25 protein-coding genes are annotated in these 23492 nt (G+C 66.1%); 14 read left to right on the top strand and 11 right to left on the bottom strand.

The window, feature by feature from the left end; translation table 11 throughout:
• Nucleotides 1-7 precede the first annotated feature (7 nt).
• On the bottom strand, nt 8-958 hold the full coding sequence (locus tag ACIA8C_RS06070) for a hypothetical protein (RefSeq protein WP_397131392.1): 951 nt from the start codon (nt 956-958) through the stop codon (nt 8-10).
• A 362-nt stretch (nt 959-1320) separates the two neighbouring features.
• Nucleotides 1321-2460 (bottom strand): diguanylate cyclase, encoded by a 1140-nt coding sequence (locus ACIA8C_RS06065; protein ID WP_397131390.1) that lies wholly within the window; start codon nt 2458-2460, stop codon nt 1321-1323.
• Between the two features lie 247 nt (nt 2461-2707).
• Between ACIA8C_RS06065 and ACIA8C_RS06060 the strand changes: the two genes are divergently transcribed.
• The 5 genes from ACIA8C_RS06060 to ACIA8C_RS06040 all read left to right on the top strand — a co-directional run bounded on the left by ACIA8C_RS06060 (nt 2708) and on the right by ACIA8C_RS06040 (nt 9059).
• The gene (locus tag ACIA8C_RS06060) at nt 2708-3850 is read left to right on the top strand and encodes a metallophosphoesterase (RefSeq protein WP_397131388.1); all 1143 of its coding nucleotides are present in this window, start codon (nt 2708-2710) and stop codon (nt 3848-3850) included.
• Between the two features lie 136 nt (nt 3851-3986).
• Nucleotides 3987-5081: a BMP family protein gene (locus ACIA8C_RS06055; protein ID WP_397131386.1), complete on the top strand. Its 1095-nt coding sequence runs from the start codon at nt 3987-3989 to the stop codon at nt 5079-5081.
• Nucleotides 5082-5105: 24 nt separating this feature from the next.
• Nucleotides 5106-6620, top strand: a complete 1515-nt coding sequence (locus tag ACIA8C_RS06050) for an ABC transporter ATP-binding protein (RefSeq protein WP_397131384.1) — start codon at nt 5106-5108, stop codon at nt 6618-6620.
• Nucleotides 6613-7779 carry an ABC transporter permease gene (locus tag ACIA8C_RS06045; RefSeq protein ID WP_397131382.1) on the top strand — a complete coding sequence of 389 codons (1167 nt, stop codon included), beginning with the start codon at nt 6613-6615 and terminating at the stop codon, nt 7777-7779. The genes ACIA8C_RS06050 and ACIA8C_RS06045 overlap by 8 nt, the downstream gene beginning before the upstream one ends.
• On the top strand, nt 7779-9059 hold the full coding sequence (locus tag ACIA8C_RS06040; RefSeq protein ID WP_397131380.1) for an ABC transporter permease: 1281 nt from the start codon (nt 7779-7781) through the stop codon (nt 9057-9059). Before ACIA8C_RS06045 ends, ACIA8C_RS06040 begins: the two co-directional genes overlap by 1 nt.
• Here ACIA8C_RS06040 and ACIA8C_RS06035 read toward each other — a convergent pair whose 3' ends face one another.
• The 4 genes from ACIA8C_RS06035 to ACIA8C_RS06020 are packed head-to-tail and all read right to left on the bottom strand — an operon-like array spanning nt 9060 to nt 12828.
• Complete coding sequence (locus ACIA8C_RS06035; RefSeq protein ID WP_397131378.1) at nt 9060-10397, bottom strand: hypothetical protein; 1338 nt, start codon at nt 10395-10397, stop codon at nt 9060-9062. It abuts the gene before it with no gap.
• A complete protein-coding gene (locus ACIA8C_RS06030) occupies nt 10394-10798 on the bottom strand; it encodes a hypothetical protein (protein WP_397131376.1) in 405 nt (134 codons plus the stop codon). The genes ACIA8C_RS06035 and ACIA8C_RS06030 overlap by 4 nt, the downstream gene beginning before the upstream one ends.
• Nucleotides 10799-10813: 15 nt before the next feature.
• Complete coding sequence (locus ACIA8C_RS06025; protein ID WP_397131374.1) at nt 10814-10987, bottom strand: hypothetical protein; 174 nt, start codon at nt 10985-10987, stop codon at nt 10814-10816.
• Nucleotides 10984-12828 carry a hypothetical protein gene (locus ACIA8C_RS06020; protein WP_397131372.1) on the bottom strand — a complete coding sequence of 615 codons (1845 nt, stop codon included), beginning with the start codon at nt 12826-12828 and terminating at the stop codon, nt 10984-10986. The genes ACIA8C_RS06025 and ACIA8C_RS06020 overlap by 4 nt, the downstream gene beginning before the upstream one ends.
• A gap of 689 nt (nt 12829-13517) precedes the next feature.
• On the opposite strand from ACIA8C_RS06020, the gene ACIA8C_RS06015 reads away from it, so the two are divergent.
• The 6 genes from ACIA8C_RS06015 to ACIA8C_RS05990 all read left to right on the top strand — a co-directional run bounded on the left by ACIA8C_RS06015 (nt 13518) and on the right by ACIA8C_RS05990 (nt 16837).
• Nucleotides 13518-14036: a hypothetical protein gene (locus ACIA8C_RS06015; protein WP_397131370.1), complete on the top strand. Its 519-nt coding sequence runs from the start codon at nt 13518-13520 to the stop codon at nt 14034-14036.
• Nucleotides 14033-14830, top strand: a complete 798-nt coding sequence (atpB, locus tag ACIA8C_RS06010; RefSeq protein ID WP_397131368.1) for a F0F1 ATP synthase subunit A — start codon at nt 14033-14035, stop codon at nt 14828-14830. The genes ACIA8C_RS06015 and atpB overlap by 4 nt, the downstream gene beginning before the upstream one ends.
• A gap of 47 nt (nt 14831-14877) precedes the next feature.
• A complete protein-coding gene (locus ACIA8C_RS06005; protein WP_040742384.1) occupies nt 14878-15135 on the top strand; it encodes a F0F1 ATP synthase subunit C in 258 nt (85 codons plus the stop codon).
• Between the two features lie 6 nt (nt 15136-15141).
• Nucleotides 15142-15654 (top strand): F0F1 ATP synthase subunit B, encoded by a 513-nt coding sequence (locus ACIA8C_RS06000; protein ID WP_396993257.1) that lies wholly within the window; start codon nt 15142-15144, stop codon nt 15652-15654.
• On the top strand, nt 15651-16226 hold the full coding sequence (locus tag ACIA8C_RS05995) for a hypothetical protein (RefSeq protein ID WP_397131366.1): 576 nt from the start codon (nt 15651-15653) through the stop codon (nt 16224-16226). The genes ACIA8C_RS06000 and ACIA8C_RS05995 overlap by 4 nt, the downstream gene beginning before the upstream one ends.
• 146 nt (nt 16227-16372) lie before the next feature.
• Nucleotides 16373-16837, top strand: coding sequence for a group II truncated hemoglobin (locus ACIA8C_RS05990; protein ID WP_397131364.1), 465 nt, complete (start codon nt 16373-16375; stop codon nt 16835-16837).
• 1 nt (nt 16838) lies between these two features.
• Here the strand turns inward: ACIA8C_RS05990 and ACIA8C_RS05985 are convergent, their stop codons facing one another.
• A complete protein-coding gene (locus tag ACIA8C_RS05985) occupies nt 16839-17738 on the bottom strand; it encodes a serine hydrolase (protein WP_397131362.1) in 900 nt (299 codons plus the stop codon).
• 362 nt (nt 17739-18100) lie between these two features.
• On the opposite strand from ACIA8C_RS05985, the gene ACIA8C_RS05980 reads away from it, so the two are divergent.
• Complete coding sequence (locus ACIA8C_RS05980) at nt 18101-18835, top strand: LppP/LprE family lipoprotein (RefSeq protein ID WP_397131360.1); 735 nt, start codon at nt 18101-18103, stop codon at nt 18833-18835.
• A 59-nt stretch (nt 18836-18894) separates the two neighbouring features.
• Here the strand turns inward: ACIA8C_RS05980 and ACIA8C_RS05975 are convergent, their stop codons facing one another.
• The 3 genes from ACIA8C_RS05975 to ACIA8C_RS05965 are packed head-to-tail and all read right to left on the bottom strand — an operon-like array spanning nt 18895 to nt 20476.
• Nucleotides 18895-19356: an SRPBCC family protein gene (locus ACIA8C_RS05975; RefSeq protein WP_397131358.1), complete on the bottom strand. Its 462-nt coding sequence runs from the start codon at nt 19354-19356 to the stop codon at nt 18895-18897.
• A 6-nt stretch (nt 19357-19362) separates the two neighbouring features.
• Nucleotides 19363-19989, bottom strand: a complete 627-nt coding sequence (locus ACIA8C_RS05970; RefSeq protein WP_397131356.1) for a vancomycin high temperature exclusion protein — start codon at nt 19987-19989, stop codon at nt 19363-19365.
• A gap of 46 nt (nt 19990-20035) precedes the next feature.
• Nucleotides 20036-20476: an Lrp/AsnC family transcriptional regulator gene (locus tag ACIA8C_RS05965; protein ID WP_397131354.1), complete on the bottom strand. Its 441-nt coding sequence runs from the start codon at nt 20474-20476 to the stop codon at nt 20036-20038.
• A gap of 129 nt (nt 20477-20605) precedes the next feature.
• Here ACIA8C_RS05965 and ACIA8C_RS05960 point away from each other — a divergent pair, with 129 nt between their 5' ends.
• Nucleotides 20606-21484 (top strand): EamA family transporter, encoded by an 879-nt coding sequence (locus ACIA8C_RS05960; RefSeq protein ID WP_397131352.1) that lies wholly within the window; start codon nt 20606-20608, stop codon nt 21482-21484.
• Nucleotides 21484-22464 (top strand): aldo/keto reductase, encoded by a 981-nt coding sequence (locus ACIA8C_RS05955; protein ID WP_397131350.1) that lies wholly within the window; start codon nt 21484-21486, stop codon nt 22462-22464. Before ACIA8C_RS05960 ends, ACIA8C_RS05955 begins: the two co-directional genes overlap by 1 nt.
• 30 nt (nt 22465-22494) lie before the next feature.
• On the opposite strand, the gene ACIA8C_RS05950 is transcribed toward ACIA8C_RS05955, so the two are convergent.
• Nucleotides 22495-23427 (bottom strand): DMT family transporter, encoded by a 933-nt coding sequence (locus ACIA8C_RS05950; RefSeq protein WP_397131348.1) that lies wholly within the window; start codon nt 23425-23427, stop codon nt 22495-22497.
• Nucleotides 23428-23492: the final 65 nt, after the last annotated feature.

The raw sequence follows: 23492 nt of genomic DNA, 5'->3' as shown, positions 1-23492 counted from the left end.
ATACCTCTCACAACTGCCATTCGTCGGCCTTGGAGTTGCGCCGGACGTCGGCGTAGTTCGGCTCGTCCGGCAGCTTCCAGTCCGGGCCCGTGAAGAAGCGACTCGCGATCGGATCCCCCATGCCGACCGTCAGGAGCCAGGCCAATGCGAGGCTGTGTTCGCCGTTCAGCGCGAGCAACGCGTTCTCTACATCGGTGTGTGTCACCGCTTTACGGGTCGCCACATATGCGGGCGCCTCGTGCAGTCCCGGGTACTGATACCAGTCCACCCACCCACCGGCGGGCACCACCGAATCCCTGGCGTTCTGAATGATCAAGGTCGGCGTCGGCACAAAGTTGGTGACCGCCAGCGGACCCGGTTCCAGCGCCAGCGATCCGACCACCCGAAAGGCCGGGTCGAGCGCACGGAATCGCGGCGCGATATTCGAGGCGAGCAACGCGCTGCCGCCGCCAGCCGACTGACCGGCCAGCAGGATTCGACGGAAATCGACCCTTCCAGCCAGCGGCGAGCCCGGGTCGAGGTCACGCTCCTTCAATGCACCGAGACCGGCGAATTGCATTTCCGACAGCGTGTTGAGGTAGTCGAAGGACACCGCGACGATGAATCCGTAACTGGCCCACTGCCTGAACATCGCGTCGTAGAACCCTGGGTCGGCGAGGATGCCAGGGGTAAAGACAACCGCGGGCACCTTACCCAACCGATCGATATCGGCTGGATAGTAATACTGAACGCCGACCGGCGATCCGGACCCGAACGGGAATGTGCCCTGACAGCGGCGAGGAACAACCATATTCTCACCGCTCAGCGCCCCCGGCCCGGGGCAGGCCACCGTTGCAGCGGTCTGCGCCACCTGGTGAGATCCCATCCCACCGAACAACGTGTCGAGATCCCGCGCATCGGGGTCGGCATTCGCGGCCGACACCAGCGCAGCGTCCACCATCAACACCGAAATAGCCACTCCGAGAACAATTCTGGACAGGCGAGGCAACACAGCGAGTCGAACATTCATCGTACCGATACCTCGTCGAGAGCTGAATATGGAACGCCACGCTATGGCCATAATTCAAGAGGCGTCAACAAAGAAAAGGGTGTTCATCCGGTAATAGTTGTCACAAAAGATCACCATGTCGACAACCCTCCGTTAACCATCCGGACACCCGGTAACGCCGAGAGCTACTGCGGCAGAGCAAAATGTGCACCGCCCCGATAGCCGGCGCAGCCAATTGTGCACATGGACAACATTTCCGGCAATAACCGAAACACCTCCTCGTTGCCACCGCAGACCTTCCCGGCACCAGTGGAAGAAGCCGCGACCGTGGCTTACCCCGATTTCTGGACCGTGGTGAGGTATTCAGGCGCGGCCTCGGCGACGACGACCGCGTTGCCGCCGAGTTGCTTTGCCTGATACATCGCCGAGTCCGCGCGCCGGAACAGGCTCCGATAGATCGAACCGGTGCGTGGATCGGCGTCCAGCACCGGATCGGCGACCGCGACCCCGACGCTGGCGGTGATCATGATCGGCAGACCGGCCATCGCCTCGATGGCACCGCGCAGTTGCTCGGCGACGACGACTCCCCCGCCCCCTGGACAACCGACGACGACGAACTCGTCACCGCCGGTGCGCGCCGCGACGGCTCCGGGTGGCCCGGCGGCGCGCAGGCAGCGGGCGGTCCGCACCAGCACCTCGTCCCCCAGCGCATGCCCGATGCTGTCGTTGACCGACTTGAATCGATCCAGATCGATCAGCACGACATACACCGCGCCCTCGACGGTAGAACTCGACAGGTTCGCCAGGTGGAAGTCCAGGCCGCGCCGATTCAGCAGCATGGTCAGCGGATCCGACAGCGCGTCCAGCCGCAGCAGCCAGTGCGAGAACTGCACGATGGGGAGCACGACGCAGGCCACCGCGATGTTGGCGAACACGACGCCGATACCGAGCGCGATGTCGCCGGTAGCGTGCGGATCGTTCCCGGGCCAGCCGATTACCAGCAGGGTCGCGACCAGCACGATCGACAGCACCGACCAGCCGATGTGGATGGCAAGTATTCGTGGTCCGTGGAAGATCGTCACGTAACCGCCGGTGGTGACCAGCAGGACGATCCCGAGCGCTCCGAGCAGCCGGTCCTGCACCATCACATTGTTGGCGGTGACCGCGAGATCCACCACCGCGACCCAGATCAGCGACTCCGCCGCACTCGGCCACGGCAGCAGCCACCAGCGCAATGTCCAGAGCCCCGCCAGCGTGGCCGCGATGATCGCTTGCGTCACCCCGGCTGTCCCGGACTGGCCCGCGCGCGACACCAGTGCCAGCAGGGTGATCACCACCATCACCAGGCCGCCGGAGCCGACCATGATCTTCATCGGCACGAGCGCGGACCGAGCGCGGAAGGTGGCGACCAGCCAGCGATAGTCGACCCGATCTCGCCACCATGCTTGAAAGATCGACCGCACGTCACCCATCGAGTCACCGCCTTGTGTCGGCCCGGCGCCGGCATCGTGCCGTCGGCCGGTTGGGCCCGTTGCCCGCATAGCTTGCGCACATAGCTGACAGTTAACTGTAACCGAGAGTCGCACTGAACCCGATCCGCGCGTCTGCGCCCCGATCTGCTACCGGTAAACCCGCGGCCGCGCGCTGTTATCGTCGACAAGGCCAGCGCCGGGGCGGAGGGACCGCGCGAAGCACGCCCCCGCCGACGAGGATGGTCTCTTGAAATACGTGCCGCGCGTTGCCCTGTTCTTGGCGATCCCCGCCATCCTGTTCCTGGTTCCGTGGTGGACCTTGGTCGGCGCGCCCACCGAAGGCACCGGCCCCATGTTCTGGCTCGGCACCGCGGTATTCGCGCTTGCCTTTGTCGGCTTGCCCGCGTCGATGTTCCTCGGCCACGGACCCGCGCAGTCGGATGCCGCGTCCATCGTGGGCGACACGCTGCTCGGCATCGCGTGGGTGGTGTTCAGCTGGTCGGTGATCGGCACCATCGTCGGAGGGGGTCTTGCCCTCGGTGGCGTAGGCGATCCGGACCGCTCCCGCATCGTCGCCGTTGGCGTGTTCGCGGTGTCGATCGCCCTGGTGGCATGGGGAATCATCGAGGCGCGGCGGGTGCCTCGGGTGCGCACGGTGGAGGTGTCCATCCCCGGCCTCGGGCAAGGACTCGACGGACTGCGCATGGTGGTCGTCACCGACACCCACTTCGCCGCACTCGATCGCCTGCGCTGGTCGGAGAAAGTGGTCGCGGTCGTGAACGAGCAGCGGCCCGATATCGCCTGTCACGCAGGCGATCTCGCGGACGGCTCGGTCGCGAAGCGGCACTCACAGGTCGACCCGCTCGGCAAGGTCGATGCCGCACTCGGGCGCTTCTACATCACCGGCAACCACGAATACTTCGGCGACGCGCAGGGCTGGATCGACCACATGGCCGCCATCGGCTGGCAGCCGCTGCGCAACCAGCACCAGACGGTGACCCGCGGCGGCGACCTCCTGGTGATCGCGGGCATCGACGACCCCACCGGCGTCGGTCTCCCCGGCCACGGCCCCGACCTGACGACCGCGCTGGCCGGTGCCGACCCGCGACTGCCGGTGGTGCTGCTGGCCCACCAGCCCAAGCAGATCAACGCCGCCGTCGAGGCGGGCGTCGCGCTGCAGATTTCCGGCCACACCCACGGCGGCCAGATCTGGCCGTTCCACTACCTGGTCCGTCTCGACCAACCGGTTGTCGCTGGCCTGAGCCGCCACGGCGACCACACCCAGCTCTACACCAGCCGTGGCACCGGCTTCTGGGGCCCGCAGCTGCGCGTTTTCGCACCGAGCGAAGTCACCGTGCTGATCCTGCGCTCGGCCCCCGCGAACAACTAACCGGGCAAACCGGATGCCGGAGATGGCGCGGAAACCGAGCCAAGATCGGTTCCGCGTCTTAAACTCCCACCACCACTGCACTCTCCAGCAGTTTCGGTGAGTTGGGTTGCGGGGTTTCGCGTTTCAGGAGGCAAATATGGGTAGGTGGCTGCACACCCTCACCGCTGCCGGTGTTCTCGTGCTGACCGTCGGCGCGTGCGGTAGTCCGCCGTCCGAGCAGGGCAAGAGCGGCGCGGCGGGCACCAAGGACTTCAAGGCCTGCATGGTGTCGGACTCCGGCAAGTTCGACGACAAGTCGTTCAACCAGACCTCCCTCAAGGGGGTCACCGACGCGGTCGCCGCCCTCGGCATCTCGAAGGCACAACTGGAGTCGAAGTCGGACAACGACTATCCGACCAACATCAACACGATGGTCCGGCAGAAGTGCAACATCATCGTGACGATCGGCTTCAAGCAGGGCGACGCCACCTACGCCGCGGCGAAGGCCAATCCGGATGTCGACTTCGCGATCGTCGACTACGCCTACACCGATACCTCGAAGAACCCGCCGCTGCCGAACCTGCAGGGGTTGACCTTCAACTCCGCTCAGCCGTCGTTCCTGGCGGGCTATCTTGCCGCGGCACAGACCAAGACCGGCAAGGTCGGCACCTTCGGCGGGATCAACATTCCCACCGTCGCCATCTTCATGGACGGTTTCGCCGAGGGCGTCGCCTACTACAACAAGGCGAAGGGCAAGCAGGTCCAGCTGCTCGGCTGGGACGAGGCCACCCAGCAGGGGGTGATCACCAATGACTTCCAGGACAAGAACATCGGCAAGACCAAGGCCAACGATCTGATCAGCCAGGGCGCCGATGTCATTCTCCCGGTGGCGGGTCCGGCGGGCCTCGGCGCGCTGGAGGCCGCGCACTCCTCGGGCGGCAAGGTCACCGCGATCTGGGTCGACACCGATGGCTGCGTGAGCGCCGCGGAATACTGTTCGTCCCTGCTGTCCAGCGTCGAGAAGGCGATGGACGTCGCCGTGGCGAAGACGATCACCGACGCCTACAACAAGCAGTTCAGCAACCAGGCCTATGTCGGCACCATCGCGAACAAGGGTGTCAGCCTGGCCCCGTACCACGAGTTCGAGGCCACCATCCCCGCCGAGCTGAAGGCCGAAATCACCGCGCTCACCACCGATCTCGCGAACGGAAAGATCACCCTCACGTCGAAGGCCCAGCCCGCAGCCAAGTGAGCCGCGGCCGTCACCGGGAGCGATATGCGGCTCGAACTACGCGGTCTCACCAAAAGATTCGGCACTTTGCTGGCCAACGACCACATCGACCTGGTGGTCGAACCGGGCGAAATCCATTGCCTGCTCGGCGAAAACGGCGCGGGCAAGAGCACGCTGATGAACATGCTCTACGGGCTGCTGCAGCCCGACGACGGCGAGATCCTGCTGGACGGCACGGCGGTGACCTGCCTGTCGCCCAGCGACGCGATCGCCGCGGGCATCGGCATGGTGCATCAGCACTTCATGCTGGTCCCGGTGTTCACCGTCGCGGAGAACATCATCCTCGGCCGGGAACCGACCAAGGGTTTCGCCGTGCTCGATCGCGCGGCGGCGCGCAAACAGGTGCGGGAATTGTCGCAGCGCTACGGGTTTCCGGTGGACCCGGACGCGCTGGTGGCCAACCTCTCGGTGGGCGAACAACAGCGGGTGGAGATCCTGAAGGCGCTGGCCAACAACGTCGAAGTGCTGATCCTGGACGAGCCGACGGCCGTGCTCACCCCGCAGGAGATCGACGAGCTGATCGGCGTGCTTCGCTCCATCGCCGCGAACGGCACCTCGATCATCTTCATCACGCACAAGCTGAAGGAAGTCACCCGGATCGCCGATCGGATCACCGTCATCCGCCGCGGCGCGGTGGTCGGCACCGTCGAACCGGCCACGCCCGAAGCCGAACTCGCGGAGCTGATGGTCGGCCGTTCGGTGGACCTGGTGGTCGCCAAGACGCCCGCCGCGCCGACCGGACCCACCCTGGTCGTCGCCGACCTGACGGTGGTCGACGCGGCCGGAACGGTGGTGGTCGACGAGGTGTCCTTCCGGGTCGACGGCGGCGAAATCGTCGGCATCGCAGGCGTTGTCGGCAACGGGCAGTCGGAACTTGTCAGCGCGCTGCTCGGGCTGCGAACCCCGGTGTCGGGCACCATTACGGTGGGCGGCTGGGAGGTGGTCGGCCGGTCGCCGCGCCAGCACCTGGACGCGGGCATCGGCTATGTGCCCGAGGACCGTTCGCACGACGGCTGCATCGGCACCTTCAGTGTCGCCGAGAACCTCGTATTGGATCTGATCGATCGCCCCGAGTTCTCCCGTCATGGCGTGCTGTCCCCGGCCGCGGTGAAACGCAATGCCGCGCAACGGGTCGAGGAGTTCGACATCCGGGTCCGCTCCACCGCCGATCCGGTGCGCACCCTGTCGGGCGGCAATCAGCAGAAGGTCGTCCTCGCACGGGAGCTGTCCCGGCCGCTGGAGGTGCTGGTCGCCGGCCAGCCCACCCGCGGCCTCGACGTCGGATCGATCGAGTTCGTGCACAAACGCATTGTCCGCGAACGTGACCAGGGCACCGCCGTGCTGATCGTCTCGACCGAACTCGACGAGATCTACGCGCTGTCCGACCGGATCATCGTCATGTATCGCGGGCAGATCGTCGGCATCGTCGGCCCGGACACCCCGCGCGATCAGCTCGGCCTGATGATGGCGGGCGTGCAACCGGGGAGGGACGTTGACTGACGCACCGCGTAGCGATTCGAAGCGGGGTGTATCCGACCGGCCCTGGGTGCGCGAACTGATCGTCAGCGCGCTGGCGGTACTGCTCGCGCTGATCGTCGGCGCGCTGCTCATCATCGTCAGCGATCCGAAGGTGACCGGCGCGTTCGGCTATTTCTTCGCGCGGCCGATGGATACGGTGTCGGCGGCGGCCACCGCGGTCGGCGACACGTACCAGGCGCTGTTCCTCGGCGCGTTCGGCGGCAAGCATCAGATCGCCGAAACCTTGGTGGCCGCAACGCCATTGATCTGCACCGGCCTCGCGGTGACGCTCGCGTTCCGCACCGGTCTGTTCAATATCGGCGCGCAGGGCCAGCTCATCGCCGGCGCGCTGTTCGCGGGCTGGGTCGGTTTCGCGGTGCATCTGCCGCCGGTACTGCACGTGGTGGTGGCCCTGCTGGCGGGCATCGCCGGTGGCGCGCTGTGGGGCGGGCTCGTCGGACTGTTGAAGGCGCGCACCGGTGCGCACGAGGTCATCTCCACGATCATGGGCAACTACGTCGCGCTGTACGCGCTCACCTGGCTGCTCACCACCTCGTGGTTGCAGCGGCCCGGCCGCAACGAGCCGATCAGCCCGGTGGTCGACGACACCGCGCAACTGCCCCGATTCGGGGATACCCGACTGCATCTCGGCCTGTTGGTCGCCGTGGGCGCGGCGGTGTTTGTGTGGTGGCTGCTGTCCCGATCGACGCTGGGTTTCCAGCTGCGGGCGGTCGGCGCCAACCCGGACGCGGCGCGCACGGCCGGGATGAATGTCGGCCGCGCGTATGTGCTGGCGATGCTCATCGCGGGCGGCCTCGCCGGACTCGCCGGTGCCCAGCAGGTGCTCGGCACCGACCTGCCGCTGACCAACGGGATCGCCGGATCGTTCGGCTTCGACGGCATCACCGTGGCGTTGCTCGGTCGAGGCAGTCCGATCGGCACGGTGTACGCGGCGCTGCTCTTCGGCGCGCTGAACGCGGGCGGCAACGAGATGCAGGCGGCGACCGGCACACCGCTCACCCTGGTGACCGTGTTGCAGGCGGTGATCGTCGTGCTGGTCGCGGCACCGGCCTTGGTGCGCACCGTCTTCCGGATCCGGGCCGAGCGCGCGGACGCGGTACTCGCGAAAGGGTGGAACTGATGGTGACGACCACGACCGGTGCCGCCGCCCGCGGGCTCGAGTCACCGGAGAAGCATCAGCAGCGGCTCCGCCTCGGCATCCTGCTGTTGGTCCTCGCGGTCACCGCGGTCGCTCTCGCGGTGTTCACCAAGTCGGGCACCGTCGACTTCCGTTTGGCGGCACCGGATGCGGCGGGTCCGTCCGATCTGAACGTGCCGGCCAAACCGGCGGCGCTGCTGCTGTCGGTGGTCGCCCTCGCGATCGCGATCGCGCACCTGTGGCGTGGCCTGGCCGGGCGGTGGGCGGCCGTGCTGTTCACCGTGTTCGGTGTCGCGTTCGTGGTGACCTTCGTGTGCTGGGCGGCGTCGGGCAAGACCTTCCCGCTCACCAATCAGATTCAGGGCACCCTCGCCCTGTCGACGCCACTGATTCTCGGTGCGCTGGCGGGCGTGCTGTGTGAACGGGCCGGTGTCATCAATATCGCCATCGAAGGTCAGCTGCTCGCCGGTGCGTTCGCGGCCGCGATCCTCGCGACGGTCAGCGGCAGCTTCGTCGTCGGGGCGCTGGCCGCGGTGGTCGCGGGGGTGTTCATCGCCTGGCTGCTCGCGGTGTTCTCGATCCGCTATCTGGTGAATCAGATCGTGCTCGGCGTGGTGCTCGTGGTGTTCGCGACCGGTATCACCGGCTTCCTTTTCGATCAGCTCGTCAACCTGACCGACGGTGCGTCCCGGTTCAACAATCCGGGAACCATGCAGCCGCTGGCCATTCCGGTGTTGTCGTCCATCCCGATCATCGGCCCGACGGTGTTCGATCAGACCGCGCTGGTGTACGCGATGGTCGTCGCGGTCGCCGTGCTCGGGTTCGTCTTGTATCGGACGCGGTGGGGGTTGCGGGTGCGGGCGGTCGGCGAGCATCCGCGCGCCGCGGCCACCGTCGGGATCAAGGTGCTGCGGGTCCGGTATCAGGCCGTGCTGCTCGCGGGTGCGATAGCCGGGCTCGGCGGGGCCTACTTCACCATCGGATCGACCGGCGGTTTCACCAAGGAGATGACGGCGGGCAACGGGTTCATCGCGCTCGCCGCGGTGATCATGGGCCGCTGGCATCCGCTCGGCGCGACCTGTGCGGCACTGTTTTTCGGCTTCACCAAGGCGCTGCAGGGTCAGCTACAGGTGCTGGCGACGCCCATTCCGACCGAGGTGCTGCAGATGACGCCCTATCTGCTGACGGTGATCGCCGTGGCGGGCGCGGTCGGGCAGGTGCGCCCGCCCAAGGCCGACGGCGAACCGTACGTCCCCGGTTGATCATCCGCCGAACAGCAGGTACAAGCCGGTGAAGGTGTAGCCGACCATCGTCAGCATGAGCGCGAGCTGACCGGTGGCCCGATGCTCGGACGGCAGCAGCCGCAGGCACTTGTCGTGCGCGGCCGTAACGCCGAGGACATGACCGGCGAGCACGGCGAGCACCTTCGTGGTGGCGAGCACCGTCGGATGGTCGGACAGTATGTAGTGCACCTGATAGTGCGCCAGTCCGCCTATGTCCGCACCACGCTGGAACGGATCCGCGAACAGCGACAACGTCGCCTGCCCCTTCTCCACCAGAAAGGTCAGGTAGTGCGCGACGATATAACCGGCGATGATCGGCGTGATGCTGTGCGCCAGCAGGCCGGGTAGCTCGGCGCGCTCGGCACGGGTCAGACCGCCGGTCGCGCGCGCGGCGACGGTGAAAACGGTGCCGACGATCAGGATGACGGTGAGCAGACCAACGCTGCGCACCACTGTCGCCCCGAAAACCGAACCGCCGCCGAGCGAATCGACGAGGTTACGCCAACCGGGCAACGCGGAAAGACTGTCGAAGGCGGTGGAGCCGAGCAAGGTCGCCGCGAGCGCCACCGATCCGGGCAGCACCGGGGTTCCCGCGAGGTTGTGCAGCGGAGCACGCAACACCAACTCGCCCGATGCGCGGCGTCCGAACGAACTGAGCCGGGCGAGCAGACTGCTGTACACCTCGAACGGATCGGCGTGCTCGGCCCACGCTGTCCCGAACAGCACCAGACCCGCCAGCGTCAGCACGACGTATCCGAGCAGCCACCAGCGCACCGCCGCGACCGAACCCGGATCGGGCGAAGCGAGTTCGAGCCACACGAAAGCGAACAACCCGAGCACCGCAGGTCGGCATCCCCAGGACAACGGGTACTCGCGGAAGCCGTATCCGGGATCGCGCCGCAGCGCGAAGCATCCGAAGCGATGCAGCGCACGCATCGGCGAGACGGCCCGCCAGACCGGGCCGACCACGAGCGACGCCAGCATCACCCCGACCCAAATGTAGATATAGAACACCCCGGGAACCGGATTGCGTTGCGACGAAGCGGAACCGAACACCGCGACCGAACCGACCACCACCGCGGCGGCGATGCTTACCGTCGCGATCACTACCCGGACCGCACGAGCATCGATCACCGCACGGACGACCGAAGGCAACAGCAGGCCGGGGTTGTCCGGATCCAGCCGTGGCCGCTTCCAGGCCACCAGCAGTATCGCGAACGAAAAGGTCAACGCCCACGCCGCGCCGACCAGCGCGTAGGGCAATGGAATCGGCAGATCCGCGGAGCCGTTCAGCCCGTGCGCCAGCGACCTGGTCACGGCCGGATCAGCAGCGTGGTCACCGTCTTACCGGCGTGATGGAGTTCGATGTCGACCTTGCCCGGCACGCTCACCACGAAGCGGAACTCCTGCCCCTGCCGCGGTTCGACCTCGAAGCTCTGGCTCGGATCCGAATGGACGTGCAGTTCGTCGTCGGCGTCGCTGTCGACCTTGACCACGATCGGCTGGCCCACCTCGGCCTCGGCGTGTGCGTTCGTCGGGGTGACCGTGCCACCGGCGATACGTACCGAGATGACCACATCGGGCGACGCCTCGGCGGATAACGCGGACGACGTCCCGGCGGCCGGTGGGTCGGAAGTCGTTGTTGAACACGCCGCCGTCATGAGCACCGAAGCGGCCGCGACCACGGCCAGTACGCTCGCCCGCCTGAAGTTGGACATCAATTTCCCTTCCGGTCAATCATCTTCGGATTCCTTCGCGGCCTCGGTATTCTCGCGGCGCTCCGCTCGTCGATCGCGTACCGCGACCGCCACCACCACCGCAACCACGGCGAGTGCGGGCACGAAAGCCGGAATCGCCAGCAGTAGGGAGTGACTGGCGAGAACGTCGACGCCCGGCTCGTACCTCACCGGCGGACCGCCTGCGCCATCCGCTCCGCGCGCACGTCGGCGCGGTAGGCCAGCACGATCCGGGCCGCGCCCCACGCCAGCGCCCAGACGATCACCAACGAACATACGAGCACGATCAATGACGCCACCGTGAACAACCATGACGGAAAGTCCGACGAGCGTTCCCGTTGCAGCACCGTGATTTCCCGGACGAACGGACGGGTGAACTCGGTGAGCGCGGGCACCTCTTTGGCGTCGATACCGGGATCGTCCGGTAGGTAGACCGGCAACGCGGTCTGCGTACGGCCGTCCTGCACCCGCAGCACCGTTTTCCAGTTGCCATCGGCCGGAACAGGTTTCGTGCTGACGTAGTGACCTGGCCCGACCCGCCGCAACTGATCGACCACCAGGCCGCGACCGGGCCGCGCCGAGCCGACACCGCCCTGCCAGGCGAGCAGCTGCATCCACTCGGGGTCGTCACTCACCAGGTCCGTCGGGGTCAGCGTGATGTCGGCGGTCACCATCCGGCCGCCGTGCACGGGTTCGGCGTCCTGCAATCGGACCGCCGCACCGGCATTCTCGGGGACATCGATGCGCAAACCGTTCGCGGTCGCCGCCGCGGCGATCAGCACCGCCGCGACAACGAGACCACGCCGCAGCGGCGGCCGCGGCAACGGCTCACCGCGCAGCACCATGCCGAGCAGCGCACCGAGCGCGCCGCCCGCGACACCGACCGGCACCGTCATCGCCAGCAGTTCCGGCCACATGCTCGTCGGCCACCGATCGACGAACATGCCGTCGACCCAGAGCGATTCGAGCCAGATCCCGACGGTGGCGGCAGCCAAGCCGGTGAGCGCACCCCACCACACCGGCCTGTCGATGAGCGGCAGCAGCGCCATCAGTTCCACCACCACCGCGACGCCGAGATACAGCGGGAATACGTTGTGCGGCTCGCCGAGAATCGGGCCTACCAGCACCGCGACCACACCGCGCACGAGGAACGCGAACGCCACCGCCACCAGCGCACTCCCCCGCCCGAGCGTGTATCGGGCCGAGATCAGGGCGACCGTGCTCGCGGCCACGATCAGCATCGGCTGGAAGACCAGCCGGAACTGCTGCACCCCGAAATCGAATTCGACCTGGAAGACCGACAATCCGATCAGCAAGCCGCCGAAGGCGAGCGACCGGAAGACCCACAGGAACGGGCCGTCGGCGCGCTCCGGATCGGGCCGGTCGAGCCTGCCTTCGAACTCCAGCAGCAGCACCGCGACCAGCGAGAGCCCGGCGCCGCCGATCAGCATGAGATGCGTCGGCCCCCACAGGGTGACGTCTTGGCCGAACAACCGGTGCCAGATGTCGTCGAGCGGGAAGCCGATCAGCGCGTACAACCCGACCGCCGCCATCAGCACCCCGCCGACGGGGGCGTGCCAGGTGCGGGTGATCCGGATGGCCGCCGGGCCGGGCTTCTCGTCCAGCGGCAGGATAACGGCCAGCATGCCCGCGATGAAGAGGAAGAACAGGCCGACGAGGATGAAGTAGTGCGCCGGATTGGCCAGTGGCCCAGGATCACGCCCCTTGCCGATGTGCAGGCTCACGTCCCAGATGAAGCCGAACAGCGCCGTGATGATGGTCGTGATGAACAGCGCGACCGGCAACGCCACCCAACCGGGCCGGTTGCCCCACTGCCCGAGCCGATCGGCCGCGTTCTTCAGCCAGCTGATCCGGCGGGTGCGATGCAGATAGGCCAGCCAGAACAAACCCGCGGCGATCACCATCGCGGCGACGGTCAGCCCGATGACCTGATCCAACGCGGCGCCGCCGCCTTGCGAACCCTTTGCTACCACCGCGAACTCAGGCGTCATCGCGAACATCTCTCTGTAACTCGAAGTCTCTTCAATCTCGGATGCCCACCGAACACGGAGGTATGCAACAGATCACGCGTCGCCGCCATCTCTGGGACCTCTCACAGCGCGGACGCATTCAAAATGGGGTCGAATCCCAGTTTGCCGATCTTGACGACGCGCTCGGCGACCGGCGGCGCGCGAAAACCGGGCCATTCCCGCACTTCTCGTCGATAGTCGAGCCGAGGCAGGGCAGATGACACTCAGCGGTTCCCGAATGCTCGACGTAGGCAGCCGACGGATGGCGGGCGCGGTGGCCTGGACTTTCTAATCGCTCGGGCCGATTCTTGTGCACTTGCCCGAGCGGGACGTACCGCGGTGGAAGAACAGACGGTCGAGAACAGCAAGTAATCAGCATCCAAAATACGGACAAAACAGACAAAATGTATAAGTTGGGGCAAACTGAAATCGGCGCTGACGCGTCATCGACAAGGCTCCTGACGGATGTCGCCGAGTTGCCGCTGATTTACCAGCCTAGTGGCTATACTCCTCGCACGCGGCACCCGGCCCCATCGTTCGCATCAACACCGATTCCACGCACGGCAGACTTCTCCCACGTCAGATGGTTCTCAAAAGGTTTTGCGGGACTTCAGGAATGGCGCTGCGCCGGTACAAGATGTGAACAAAGAACGGTTCGCCACAGTAACCAGATGATGCCTGCGGCCAATATCAAGATCGAGTCAAGAAAGATCAAAAACCTTGCCACGCAGGGTGGTTGGCATGTGTATGCTTTGGATTCATCACGTCCCCCACCATGCGGTGGGGGTATGGGCGAAGGCGGTGTCGGTGTGGACGTGAATAAGATCCAGATACGGCGCGCGGCCATTGCCGCGATCGCTCTGGGTGTGCTGGCTCTGGGGATAACCGGCCTGATCGACCGACTGTTGCTCGGTACCTTCATGTGCGCTGGACTCGCGGTCGGTTGGTTGAATGCCCAACTCACCTTGTGGGCCATCACCCGAATTGCCAGTTCCGAAGCCCCGAGCAAGCAGCGTTTGGTAGGTTCCTCCGCGCTACGACTGCTCGGCATTACCGCCGTCGCCCTCCTGGTGGCTTTCCTCGCGCGTCCCAATGGCGTCGGTATCTTCTTCGGCTTGGCGCTGTTTCAAGTCGCCCTGGTCCTCAACACTGTCCTGCCTGAATTGAAAGGGCTTCGCCAGACGCCATGACGATCCCAGCCATTTCATTTGCCCAGCTGGCCTCGAGCGTCACCGTGCTCGCGCAAGAGGCCCCCGCGGAAGAACCGAAGATCAAGGTCGGTCACCACGCGGTCGCGCACGCGTTCGGCATGGCCTTCAATGTCGACACCATCGTGTCGACCGCGGTGGCCGCGCTCATCGTGCTCGGCCTGGCCTTCTTCCTGCGCCTGAAGATCACCTCCGGGGTGCCGAACGGCGTCCAGCTGTTCTTCGAGGCCGTGACGGTCCAGATGCGCACCCAGGTGGAAAGCGCCATCGGCATGAAGGTCGCGCCGTTCGCGCTGCCGCTCGCGGTCACTCTGTTCGTCTACATCTTGCTGTCGAACTGGCTGTCCGTGCTGCCGGTGCAGATCGGCGACGGCGAGTTGCTCGCGCCGCCTGCCTCCGACGTCAACTTCGTCTACGCGCTCGCGTTGTTCGTGTTCCTCGCCTACCAGTCCGCGGGCATCGCGCGGCGCGGTCCGTTCGGACACGTGAAGCAGCTGCTGAAGGGACATACCGGCTGGGGCCCGATGGTGTTCATCAACGTCATCGAGGAAATCGCCAAGCCGCTTTCGCTGTCCCTGCGATTGTTCGGAAACATGTTCGCGGGTGGCGTGATGCTCTCCGTGATCACGCTTTTCCCCTTCTGGATCAGCTGGGGCCCCAATGCCGTCTGGAAACTGTTCGACTTGTTCGTCGGCGCAATCCAGGCTTTCATCTTCTCGCTGCTGACAGTCCTGTACTTCAGCCAGTCGATGTCGTTGGAAGACGAACACCACTGATCGGCGAGGTGCCGATCGAGTCCACATCCGAGAATAGGAAGTAGAAAATGGCAGACCCAACCACCGCGTCCATCATCCAGGGCGCCCTCATCGGCGGCGGCATCATCATGGCTGGCGGCGCCATCGGCGCAGGCATCGGTGACGGCCTGGCCGGCGCGGCGCTGATCAATGGTGTGACCCGTCAGCCGGAGGCCGAGGGTCGGTTGCGCGGCATCTTCTTCCTGACCGTCGGTCTGGTCGAGGCGGCGTACTTCATCAATCTAGCCTTCATGGCCCTTTTCGTATTCGCGACTCCCGGCAAGTAACCGGGTATGTCTCCGAGAACCGATGTAGTTGCCGCGGAGAACTTCCTAATCCCCAACGGCACCTTCTTCGTCGAGTTGCTGATCTTTCTGATCGTGCTCGGCGTCATCTGGTTCTTCGTTGTTCCACCGATCCGCAAGGTGCTGGAGGAACGCGAAGAGCGGGCCGCAGAAACCCTGGCGACGACCAAAGAGGCGAGGCAGTTGTTCGCCGAGGCCGAAGCCAAGCATCAAGCGGCACTGGAGAAAACGCGGTCGGAAGCGGCCGCGATCCGGAGCAAGGCGCGAGCCGAGGGCCGGGACATTCTCGAGGAAATGCGCGGGCAGGCGCAGCAAGAGGCCAACGGCATTGTCGCGGAGGCCGAGGCGCAATTGCGGGCGCAGGCGGATCAGATCGCCGCGGAGTTGCGCGAGACCGTCGAGCCACTCGCTCGATCGCTGGCCAACCGCGTGGTCGGTGTCGATGAAGAGCGGCGGGCCGAGACGAGTCGAGGCCAGCAGACAGGACGGGCGTCGTCATGACTCCTAGCAGCGACATCCTTGCCGAAGGCATCTACCAGATCCATTTCGAGTGGCAGGTGTTCTTCAGCCAGCTACTCGGCTTCGCGGTCATCGTCTGGTTCATGGTCAAATACATTGTGCCGTGGGTCAAAAAGATCATGGCCAAGGCGCAGGGTGATATTCGGAAACAGATCGAAGAGAACGAGCAGGCCTCGGCTCGGCTCAGCAAGGCCAAGAAGGTATATGACGAGGGCATGGCCGAGGCGAAAGCCGAACTCGCCCAGCTGCTAGAGGACGCGCACGCCGACGCCGACAACATCGTGGTGAAGATGCGGGAGACCGCCGCCGCCGAGGTCGAACGGGTCGGCAAGCAAGGCCGCGACCAGATCGAGCTGATGCGCAGGCAGCTGATCCGCGACCTCAAGGCCGACTTCTCCAAGCAGGTGATGGCGCACACCACCGAGAGCGTGCGCGAGCAGGTCCAATCGCCACAGATCAAATCCGATGCCGTCGAAAAGTTCCTGGACGACCTCCAGGCGATGGCGAACACCGGATCGTCCGGCCGGACCCGCACCCAGTCCCAGTGGAACTGACAACCCACCCTCGACGGACCTGAGCCCCACTCGCCACGCTCGAGCGGGGCCCTCCGGCAAGAAAATCGCTCGGCCTTCTCCGGCTGCGGTCATTATGCTGGCGCTTGTTCGAATACTGCCATGCCGTTATGGATCGGAGTTCAATAATGACGGAGGCAACACCCACCCTGTACGAATGGGCCGGTGGCACAGCGGCTTTCGAGGCGCTTACCGAGGTCTTCTACCGCGAGGTCCTGAAGGACGAGCTGGTCGGCCCGCTGTTCGCTGGCATGGATCCGGGACATCCGAAATACGTCGCGATGTGGCTGGCCGAAGTCTTCCGCGGCCCCGAGACCTACAGCACCGAACGCGGCGGCTACGCGCATATGGTCCGCCAGCACCTCGGCAAGGCGATTACCGAAGCACAACGCCGCCGGTGGGTGAATCTGCTGATAGACGCCGCCGACGAGGTGGGCATGCCCAACGACCCGGAGTTTCGCTCCGCCTTCTTCGCCTACATCGAATGGGGCACCCGCCTCGCCCACTCGAACTCCCAGCCCGATGCCACGCCGCCCCTGAAAGCGCCGATGCCGCACTGGGGTTGGGGCGAAGCGCCGCCCTATCAGCCCTGAGTCAGCTGAAGTAGTCCCTGAACAGGATCTCGCTGACCTTGGTGACGGTCTCCTTGCCGACCCGGTAGCCGTCGTCGACCACCTGGGTGTTGTTCATGATGGCAACGGTGAATTGCTCACGCGGCCCGACGAACCCGACGGAGTTCATCAGCCAGGAGCCGTCGTCGTTGTCGTCGGACCAGCCGTTCTTGTTCCCCGGCGCCGCCTTGTCGCCCGCGCCCCACACACCCCACCGCTGGTTGGTGTCGAGCGAGTCGCCGCCGTCGACCGAGCGCATCTCGCCGACGAGGTAGTCGCGGTGCCGGGCGGGCAGCTTCTCCAGCACGAAGTCGATGAGCTGCTCGAGATCGTTGGCGGTGGCCTGGATCCACCCCCAGGAATCCGGGTGCCCGCCCGCGAATTTGATGCCCGCCATGCCGAACGACCGGAACCGCGGCGCGAACGACTTCTCGCCGCCGTAGCGCTCCCACAGGCTCGTCGCCGCATCGTTGTCGCTGGCATGCAGCATCCGGTGCATCAGCTCGCGGTCCTCGGCGCCGAGCGTGATCGAGCCGAGGTCGTCGCGCAGCAGCAGGTCCACCGCGATCGCCAACTTCGGCGTGGAACAGGCCCAGATCGGTGTCGCCGCATCCGCATTGCGCCACACCGCGCCCGTGCGGCGATCGCGCACCACGATCCCGGTGAACCCGGGACGGCTCTTCGCATACGCCTCGGCCTGCGCGATGCGGGATTTGAACGCGGGATCGAATCCGCGCGGAGCGCCGATCGCCTCGCGTGCGGGGCCCGCTCGGTCCGGGGTCTCGTGCGCTGCCCCGCGCGGCTGGTACATCATCGCGGCCGCGACGAGCGAACCGGCGACCAGCAGGCCGGACAGCATCAGGGGAACCTTCGACTTCCGCATGAACGTCCATCCCTCGCTTGATCGCTAGACGGGCTGTGTCATTGGACAAAAAATGCAGGTCACCGGCAGTGCTCGTTGTCCAGCATCTTTCACAGCGGACCGCGCGGGAGCAACCCGACACTCGGCAGCGGCGGCAATTCGCGCCTGGCATGTCGGTGCCCCCGACAGTAGGGGCACTATTTTTACCTGCCCCAAATCACGTGAAACTTAGTAACACGCACTGAAATCGGCCCGATGTCCAGTTAGTCATCGCAGGTTCGCGGATGGAGGACCGCGTGCGTGCTCCGGGCGACCGGCGCATTTGCGAAGACACCGCAGTACGGGCTAACCACATACCGACCACACCGATTCCGGGGGTTCACTTGAACGTCAAGTCATGGGCTTTTGCCGCACTAGCCGCCAGCGTCGTCCTCGGCGCGACCGGCTGCGGTTCCAGCTCCACACCGCAGGCGGCAACCAGGACGCCGATCCCGTCGGCCGCTCCTGCGGCGCCCGGCACGCCGGGTAACGCAACAACCCCGGCGCAGCCGGGCGAGGCCGACCAGCCCACCAACTCGCCGCAGACGAGACAGAACGCACCGGACGTCGACACCGCGCCGCCGGTCGCGAGCGTGCCGGTCGATCAGCGGGAACCCGCACCCGCCCCGCCACCGCCGCCCCAGAACCCGAGCCCCTACGGCAGCGGGCACGGACTGTGCTTCGACCTGAACTCCGAACTCGCGCACAGCTCGGTAGGCCGATTGGCGCCGAACGCCGGCGGCTACCCGTGGACCATCGTTGAGGGCAGCACCGACCCGATCTCGGCGGGCTGCGCCGGCGTCCTGTCCTATCTGCTGGTCAACTGGAACGGCAGCCACCCCGGCTACCACGTCTTGTTCTTCACCGACGGCAAGTACCTGGGGACGGCGACATCCAAGTACTACGGCTACACCACGATGCTCGGTAAGACCAGGAACACCGTTTCGGTCCAATACCGTTGGGCCAAGCCCGAAGACGCACTGTGCTGCCCGTCCGGCGGCCCGACCAACGTGACCTTCACCTTGAACGGCTCCAGTGTCACCGCCCAGGGCCAATTCCCCCCGAACCCCGACAAGTAACCCCCGAGAAGCCAAATCCCGCATCCCGAGAGAGGGTGCGGGATTTTGGCGTGATGGGGTCAGGGGTGCTCCGCCAAGGTGCGGAGTAGCGCGAGGTCTCGGCGGAAGGTTCGGGCGAAAAGCGGTGCCAGTAGGCGCATTCCGGTTGCGCCAACCGGGCCGAGTGGGGGTTGTAGGCGTTCGGTCCAGGCGAGGCGGGTGCGGCCGTCGGGCAGGGTTGTCAGGCGGATGTCGCCGCGCCCCTTGATCCAGCCGAGGTGGACGATTCCTAGGTGACCGGGGTTCGCTTCGGCCGGTGGCTGCCAGATGTCGACGCGGATTCGGTCGCGGGTGGCGATTCCGGCGATGCGCACGGTGGTCGCTACCGTGACGCCGACGCCGCAGCGCTGCGGCGAGGTCACCGCGAAGTCGGCGGCTTCGCGCATCCACTCGCCTTGGTTTTCCCAGTCGGTGAGCAGGTCCCAGAGCCGTTGCGGCGCAGCCGAAGTGTCGGTGCCGACGGTCACCACTATGGGTCGCATGGCTGGTCAGCGGCCGATCAGTGCGGCGACGGCCTTTGGCGCGGCAAGCCATTCGCGGATGTTGTTGCGTATCACTGTCTTTCGACGGCAGTCGCAATAGGCCGTGACTCCGTCGGCGTCGATGCCTTCGGCGCGGCACAGCGCGACCGCGCGCGGCAGATGGCGGTACTGGGTGACGATGATCGCGCGATCGATGCCGAACAGCCGCTTCGCACGTTCGCACGTCGCACGTGTCGACAAACCGTCGCCGTCGGGTCGCACGAGTGCCGGATCGACCCCGTGGTCGACGAGATACTTTGTCATCGAGGCGATCTCGTCGCCCGACGTACCGGCCGCGTCACCGGACACCAGGATCTCGCGAGCCTTGCCCGCCTGTAGGAGCTCGATCGCGACATCGAGCCGTCCACGCAGATACGCCATCGGCGCACCGTCCGGGCCGACCTTTGCTCCGGGCACGATCACGACCGGCACCGTTGGCGCGGCGCCGGGGCCGAACCGATGACCCGACGACGCCATCCACAGCCGGACATTCGCGCCGACCACTACCAGCACCAGGCCCGTCGCCGCGACCGCGGTCGCCCTGAGCAGTCTGCGCTTCCCCGCGGCACCCGGCGGCTTCCGATCCTCTACCACGGCAACCTCTTTCCAGTCGGTCCTACATAGTGCACGCGTCGACTCGCTATCGGCCATCCAGAACAGGAACGGGCAGTGGTCGCCGCGGCACCGGCTCGGAAACGACGATCGAGGTGGTCGTCTGCCCGAACATGAGAAACCCGTCGAGCAATTCCTCGAGCTCACCGATCGACGGCCCGTGCACCTTGAGCAGGAAGCAGTCCTCGCCGGTGATCCGGAAGCACTCGACCACCTGCGGTGTGTCCCGGGCCGCCGCAACGATTTTGGGAAGCTGGCCTGGTCCCGGCCGGATGCGCACCAGGGCGGTCACCGGCATGCCGAGGGCCGCCGGGTCGACCTCCATCCGGAAGCCGGTGATCACGCCGAGCCGGGTCAAGCGCTGCACCCGCTCGGTCACCGCGGGCGCCGACATGCCGACGCGGCGGGCGAGTTCGGACATGGACAGTCGCGGATCGGCGTGCAGTTCGTTGAGCAGCCGGACGTTCACCTCATCTAGCAGGCGTGATCGCTCGGTGAAGGAATCTTGGCCATTTGGCCTTAATTTTCCAGACAACTCACGCCAACTTCCTGGATAGTGCCATTCCGGTCGCGGGTATTTCTTTGGAAGATACTCCGCATGATCACATCGTCCGAGACTACGGCGCCACGAGTGCCTGCCTCGGCCTACTTCGGACTCAGCGCGATCTTCCACTATCTCGGCCCCGCCCTCGCCGTGGTGTTGTTTGCCAGGGTGGACGTGCTCGGCGTGGTCTGGCTCCGGATCGCAAGCGCCGCAGTGGTGTTCGCGCTGTGGCGGCGGCCGTGGCGGTTGCTCGCGCTGCTCACCCCGGCGCAGCGGCGGCTGCTGCTCGGGCTCGGTGTGCTGCTCGCGGTCATGAACACGGCGTTCTACCAGGCCATCGCACGGCTGCCACTGGCCACCGTCGGGGCGATCGAGTTCCTCGGCGTGATCGTGCTCGCCGCCATCGGAATGCGCAACGGCCGCAACGTGATCGCCCTCGTGCTCGCCGTGGGTGGGGTGCTCGCGTTGACCGACATCCAGTTCGCCGGTGCGCCGCTCGAGTTCGTTTTCGCGGTGCTCAACTGCGCACTGTTCATGCTCTATGTGGTCCTCGGCCACCGCATCGCCAACACCGGCGCCGGGATCTCCGGAATCGACCAGATCGGCGCCGCGATGCTGATCGGTGCGCTGGTCGCGACGCCGTGCTGCCTCGGCGCCGCGATCCCGGCCTTCACCAGTCCGACGGCGCTGCTGGCCGGAATAGGCGTCGGCATCTGCTCGTCGGTCATCCCCTACGTGACCGACCAGCTCGCCATGGCCCGATTACGCAGGCACACCTTCGCGCTGATGCTGAGCCTGCTGCCCGCGGTCGCGACGGTGATCGGGATCGTGCTGCTCGACCAGGTCCCCACCGTCCAAGAGCTGATCGGCATCGCGCTGATCGCCGGGGGCGTCTCGATCCACCAGCAAACACAGGAAAACAAGGAGAACTGATGGAATACCTTCGATTGGGCACATCCGGCCTGGCCGTGTCCCGGCTCTGTCTCGGCATGATGAGCTACGGCACTCCCGTCGCCCGGGATTGGATACTCGACGAGGATGCCGCGGAGCCGATCGTCCGGCAGGCCATCGAGTCGGGGGTGACGTTCTTCGACACCGCGGACATGTACTCCGGCGGCGTCAGCGAACTGGTCACCGGGCGCTTGCTCGCCAAGCTGTTCCCTCGCCGCGACGACTACGTGCTGACCACCAAGGTCTACTACCCGATGGGCGCGGGTCCGAACGACAAGGGCTTGTCGCGCAAGCACATCATGGCCGCCATCGACGCCTCGCTCGACCGGCTCGGCGTCGATCACGTCGACCTGTACCAGATTCACCGCTGGGACAACGAGACACCGATCGAAGAGACCATGTGCGCGCTCAACGACGTGGTCGCGGCAGGCAAGGCCAGATACCTCGGCGCGTCGAGCATGTTCGCCTGGCAGTTCGCCAAGGCACAGCAGGTCGCCGAGGCGCACGGCTGGACGAAATTCGTCTCGATGCAGAACCACTACAATCTCGTCTACCGCGAGGAGGAACGGGAGATGATCCCACTCTGCCTGGACCAGGGTGTCGGCATCATCCCGTGGAGCCCGCTGGCACGGGGACTGCTGGCAGGCACCCGCGAGCGCGGCGGCGGGCCGACCACCGCGCGATCCGGCGCCGATCCCATCGCCGACGCCATGTATGTCGACGAGGACTTCGATGTGGTCGACGCAGTGCGCACAGTCGCCGCCGCACGCGCCCTGCCACCCGCGCAGATCGCCCTGGCCTGGCTACTCGGTCGCCCCGGGGTCACCGCGCCGATCATCGGAGCGACCAAGATGAAGCACCTGGAGGACGCGGTCGCCGCAACGCGGATACGGCTGAGCGAGGACGAAGTGGCCACCCTGCAGGCACCGTATCGGCCGCACGCCGTGCTCGGCCACCACTGATCCGCGGCTGATACCTGTCCCGTGTTGCTTTCAGGTCGGGCTCGATACCTCTTGTGCCGCAGTATCTTCGGGCTCAACCGGCTTGTCCGCCCGTGACCTGGTGATCGCCACACCGGACAGGCACAGCAGACCACCGACCACGGCCAGTGGCCCGGGGACCTCGTCGAGCGCGATCCACGCCATCAATATCACCAGGGCTGGGACGGCGTAGGTGGTCACGCCCATCTTCCCCGCCGTGGTGCGAGACAGCGCGTAAGCCCAGGTGGTGAACGCCAAAGCGGTTGGGAACACACCCAGATACACCACGCTCAACGTCGAGGACAGCGGCGCTTCGGCGGCCTCGGTGAACAGCTGGCCCGCGAACGGCAAGCAGGCGATGGTGCCGATGACGCACCCTCCGGTCGTTACCTGCAACGCGGAAGCGTGCGCCAGCGCGGGCTTCTGCGCGACGACAGCGACCGCCCAGGCCAGCGCGGCGGTCAGGCACAGGACGACACCGAGCACCGCGGCACTGCCGCCGCCCGAATTCGACAGCCCGACCACGACCGCCCCGGCGAAGGCGACCGCGATCCCCGCAATCAGCCGCACCGGAAATCCCTCCTTCAGCACCAGTCCGCTCAGCACCGCGATCAGGATGGGACCGATGTTGATCACCATCGCCGCGGTGCCCGCATCAACATGCTGCTCGCCCCAGTTCAAAGCCACCATGTAGACCCCGAACCAGAGCACACCGGACACGAGAATCCCGCGCCACGCACCCCGAGCAGGCATGCCCTCGCCCCGGATGACCAGGATCACCACCAACGCGATGGCTCCGGTCAGCAACCGCCCCAGCGCCAGTGCACCCGGCGAAAAGTCTTCCCCCGCAGCACGAATGAACACAAAGGCCGAGGCCCACAGCACCACGGTGACCGCGGCCGCGACAACGGCCCTGCGATCGCCCGAGCGAACGACTTGCTCCATTTACCGAACGCTAGATCACCTGCGGCGCGAACTCACGCGGTTTTCGGCCATCGCGATTGTTGTGC

Origin of the sequence: Nocardia sp. NPDC051321, assembly GCF_044455225.1 — a bacterium.
Taxonomy (GTDB): domain Bacteria; phylum Actinomycetota; class Actinomycetes; order Mycobacteriales; family Mycobacteriaceae; genus Nocardia.
This window is presented reverse-complemented; position numbering and strand designations above follow the sequence as displayed.

Excerpts from the sequence above, each read along its gene's own strand:
- ACIA8C_RS06065 (WP_397131390.1), bottom strand. The coding sequence starts at position 2,460 with ATGGGTGACGTGCGGTCGATCTTTCAAGCATGGTGGCGAGATCGGGTC.
- ACIA8C_RS06055 (WP_397131386.1), top strand. The coding sequence starts at position 3,987 with ATGGGTAGGTGGCTGCACACCCTCACCGCTGCCGGTGTTCTCGTGCTG.
- ACIA8C_RS06050 (WP_397131384.1), top strand. The coding sequence starts at position 5,106 with ATGCGGCTCGAACTACGCGGTCTCACCAAAAGATTCGGCACTTTGCTG.
- ACIA8C_RS06040 (WP_397131380.1), top strand. The coding sequence starts at position 7,779 with ATGGTGACGACCACGACCGGTGCCGCCGCCCGCGGGCTCGAGTCACCG.
- ACIA8C_RS06030 (WP_397131376.1), bottom strand. The coding sequence starts at position 10,798 with ATGTCCAACTTCAGGCGGGCGAGCGTACTGGCCGTGGTCGCGGCCGCT.
- ACIA8C_RS06020 (WP_397131372.1), bottom strand. The coding sequence starts at position 12,828 with ATGACGCCTGAGTTCGCGGTGGTAGCAAAGGGTTCGCAAGGCGGCGGC.
- ACIA8C_RS06015 (WP_397131370.1), top strand. The coding sequence starts at position 13,518 with ATGATGCCTGCGGCCAATATCAAGATCGAGTCAAGAAAGATCAAAAAC.
- atpB (WP_397131368.1), top strand. The coding sequence starts at position 14,033 with ATGACGATCCCAGCCATTTCATTTGCCCAGCTGGCCTCGAGCGTCACC.
- ACIA8C_RS06005 (WP_040742384.1), top strand. The coding sequence starts at position 14,878 with ATGGCAGACCCAACCACCGCGTCCATCATCCAGGGCGCCCTCATCGGC.
- ACIA8C_RS06000 (WP_396993257.1), top strand. The coding sequence starts at position 15,142 with ATGTCTCCGAGAACCGATGTAGTTGCCGCGGAGAACTTCCTAATCCCC.
- ACIA8C_RS05995 (WP_397131366.1), top strand. The coding sequence starts at position 15,651 with ATGACTCCTAGCAGCGACATCCTTGCCGAAGGCATCTACCAGATCCAT.
- ACIA8C_RS05990 (WP_397131364.1), top strand. The coding sequence starts at position 16,373 with ATGACGGAGGCAACACCCACCCTGTACGAATGGGCCGGTGGCACAGCG.
- ACIA8C_RS05985 (WP_397131362.1), bottom strand. The coding sequence starts at position 17,738 with ATGCGGAAGTCGAAGGTTCCCCTGATGCTGTCCGGCCTGCTGGTCGCC.
- ACIA8C_RS05975 (WP_397131358.1), bottom strand. The coding sequence starts at position 19,356 with ATGCGACCCATAGTGGTGACCGTCGGCACCGACACTTCGGCTGCGCCG.
- ACIA8C_RS05960 (WP_397131352.1), top strand. The coding sequence starts at position 20,606 with ATGATCACATCGTCCGAGACTACGGCGCCACGAGTGCCTGCCTCGGCC.
- ACIA8C_RS05955 (WP_397131350.1), top strand. The coding sequence starts at position 21,484 with ATGGAATACCTTCGATTGGGCACATCCGGCCTGGCCGTGTCCCGGCTC.
- ACIA8C_RS05950 (WP_397131348.1), bottom strand. The coding sequence starts at position 23,427 with ATGGAGCAAGTCGTTCGCTCGGGCGATCGCAGGGCCGTTGTCGCGGCC.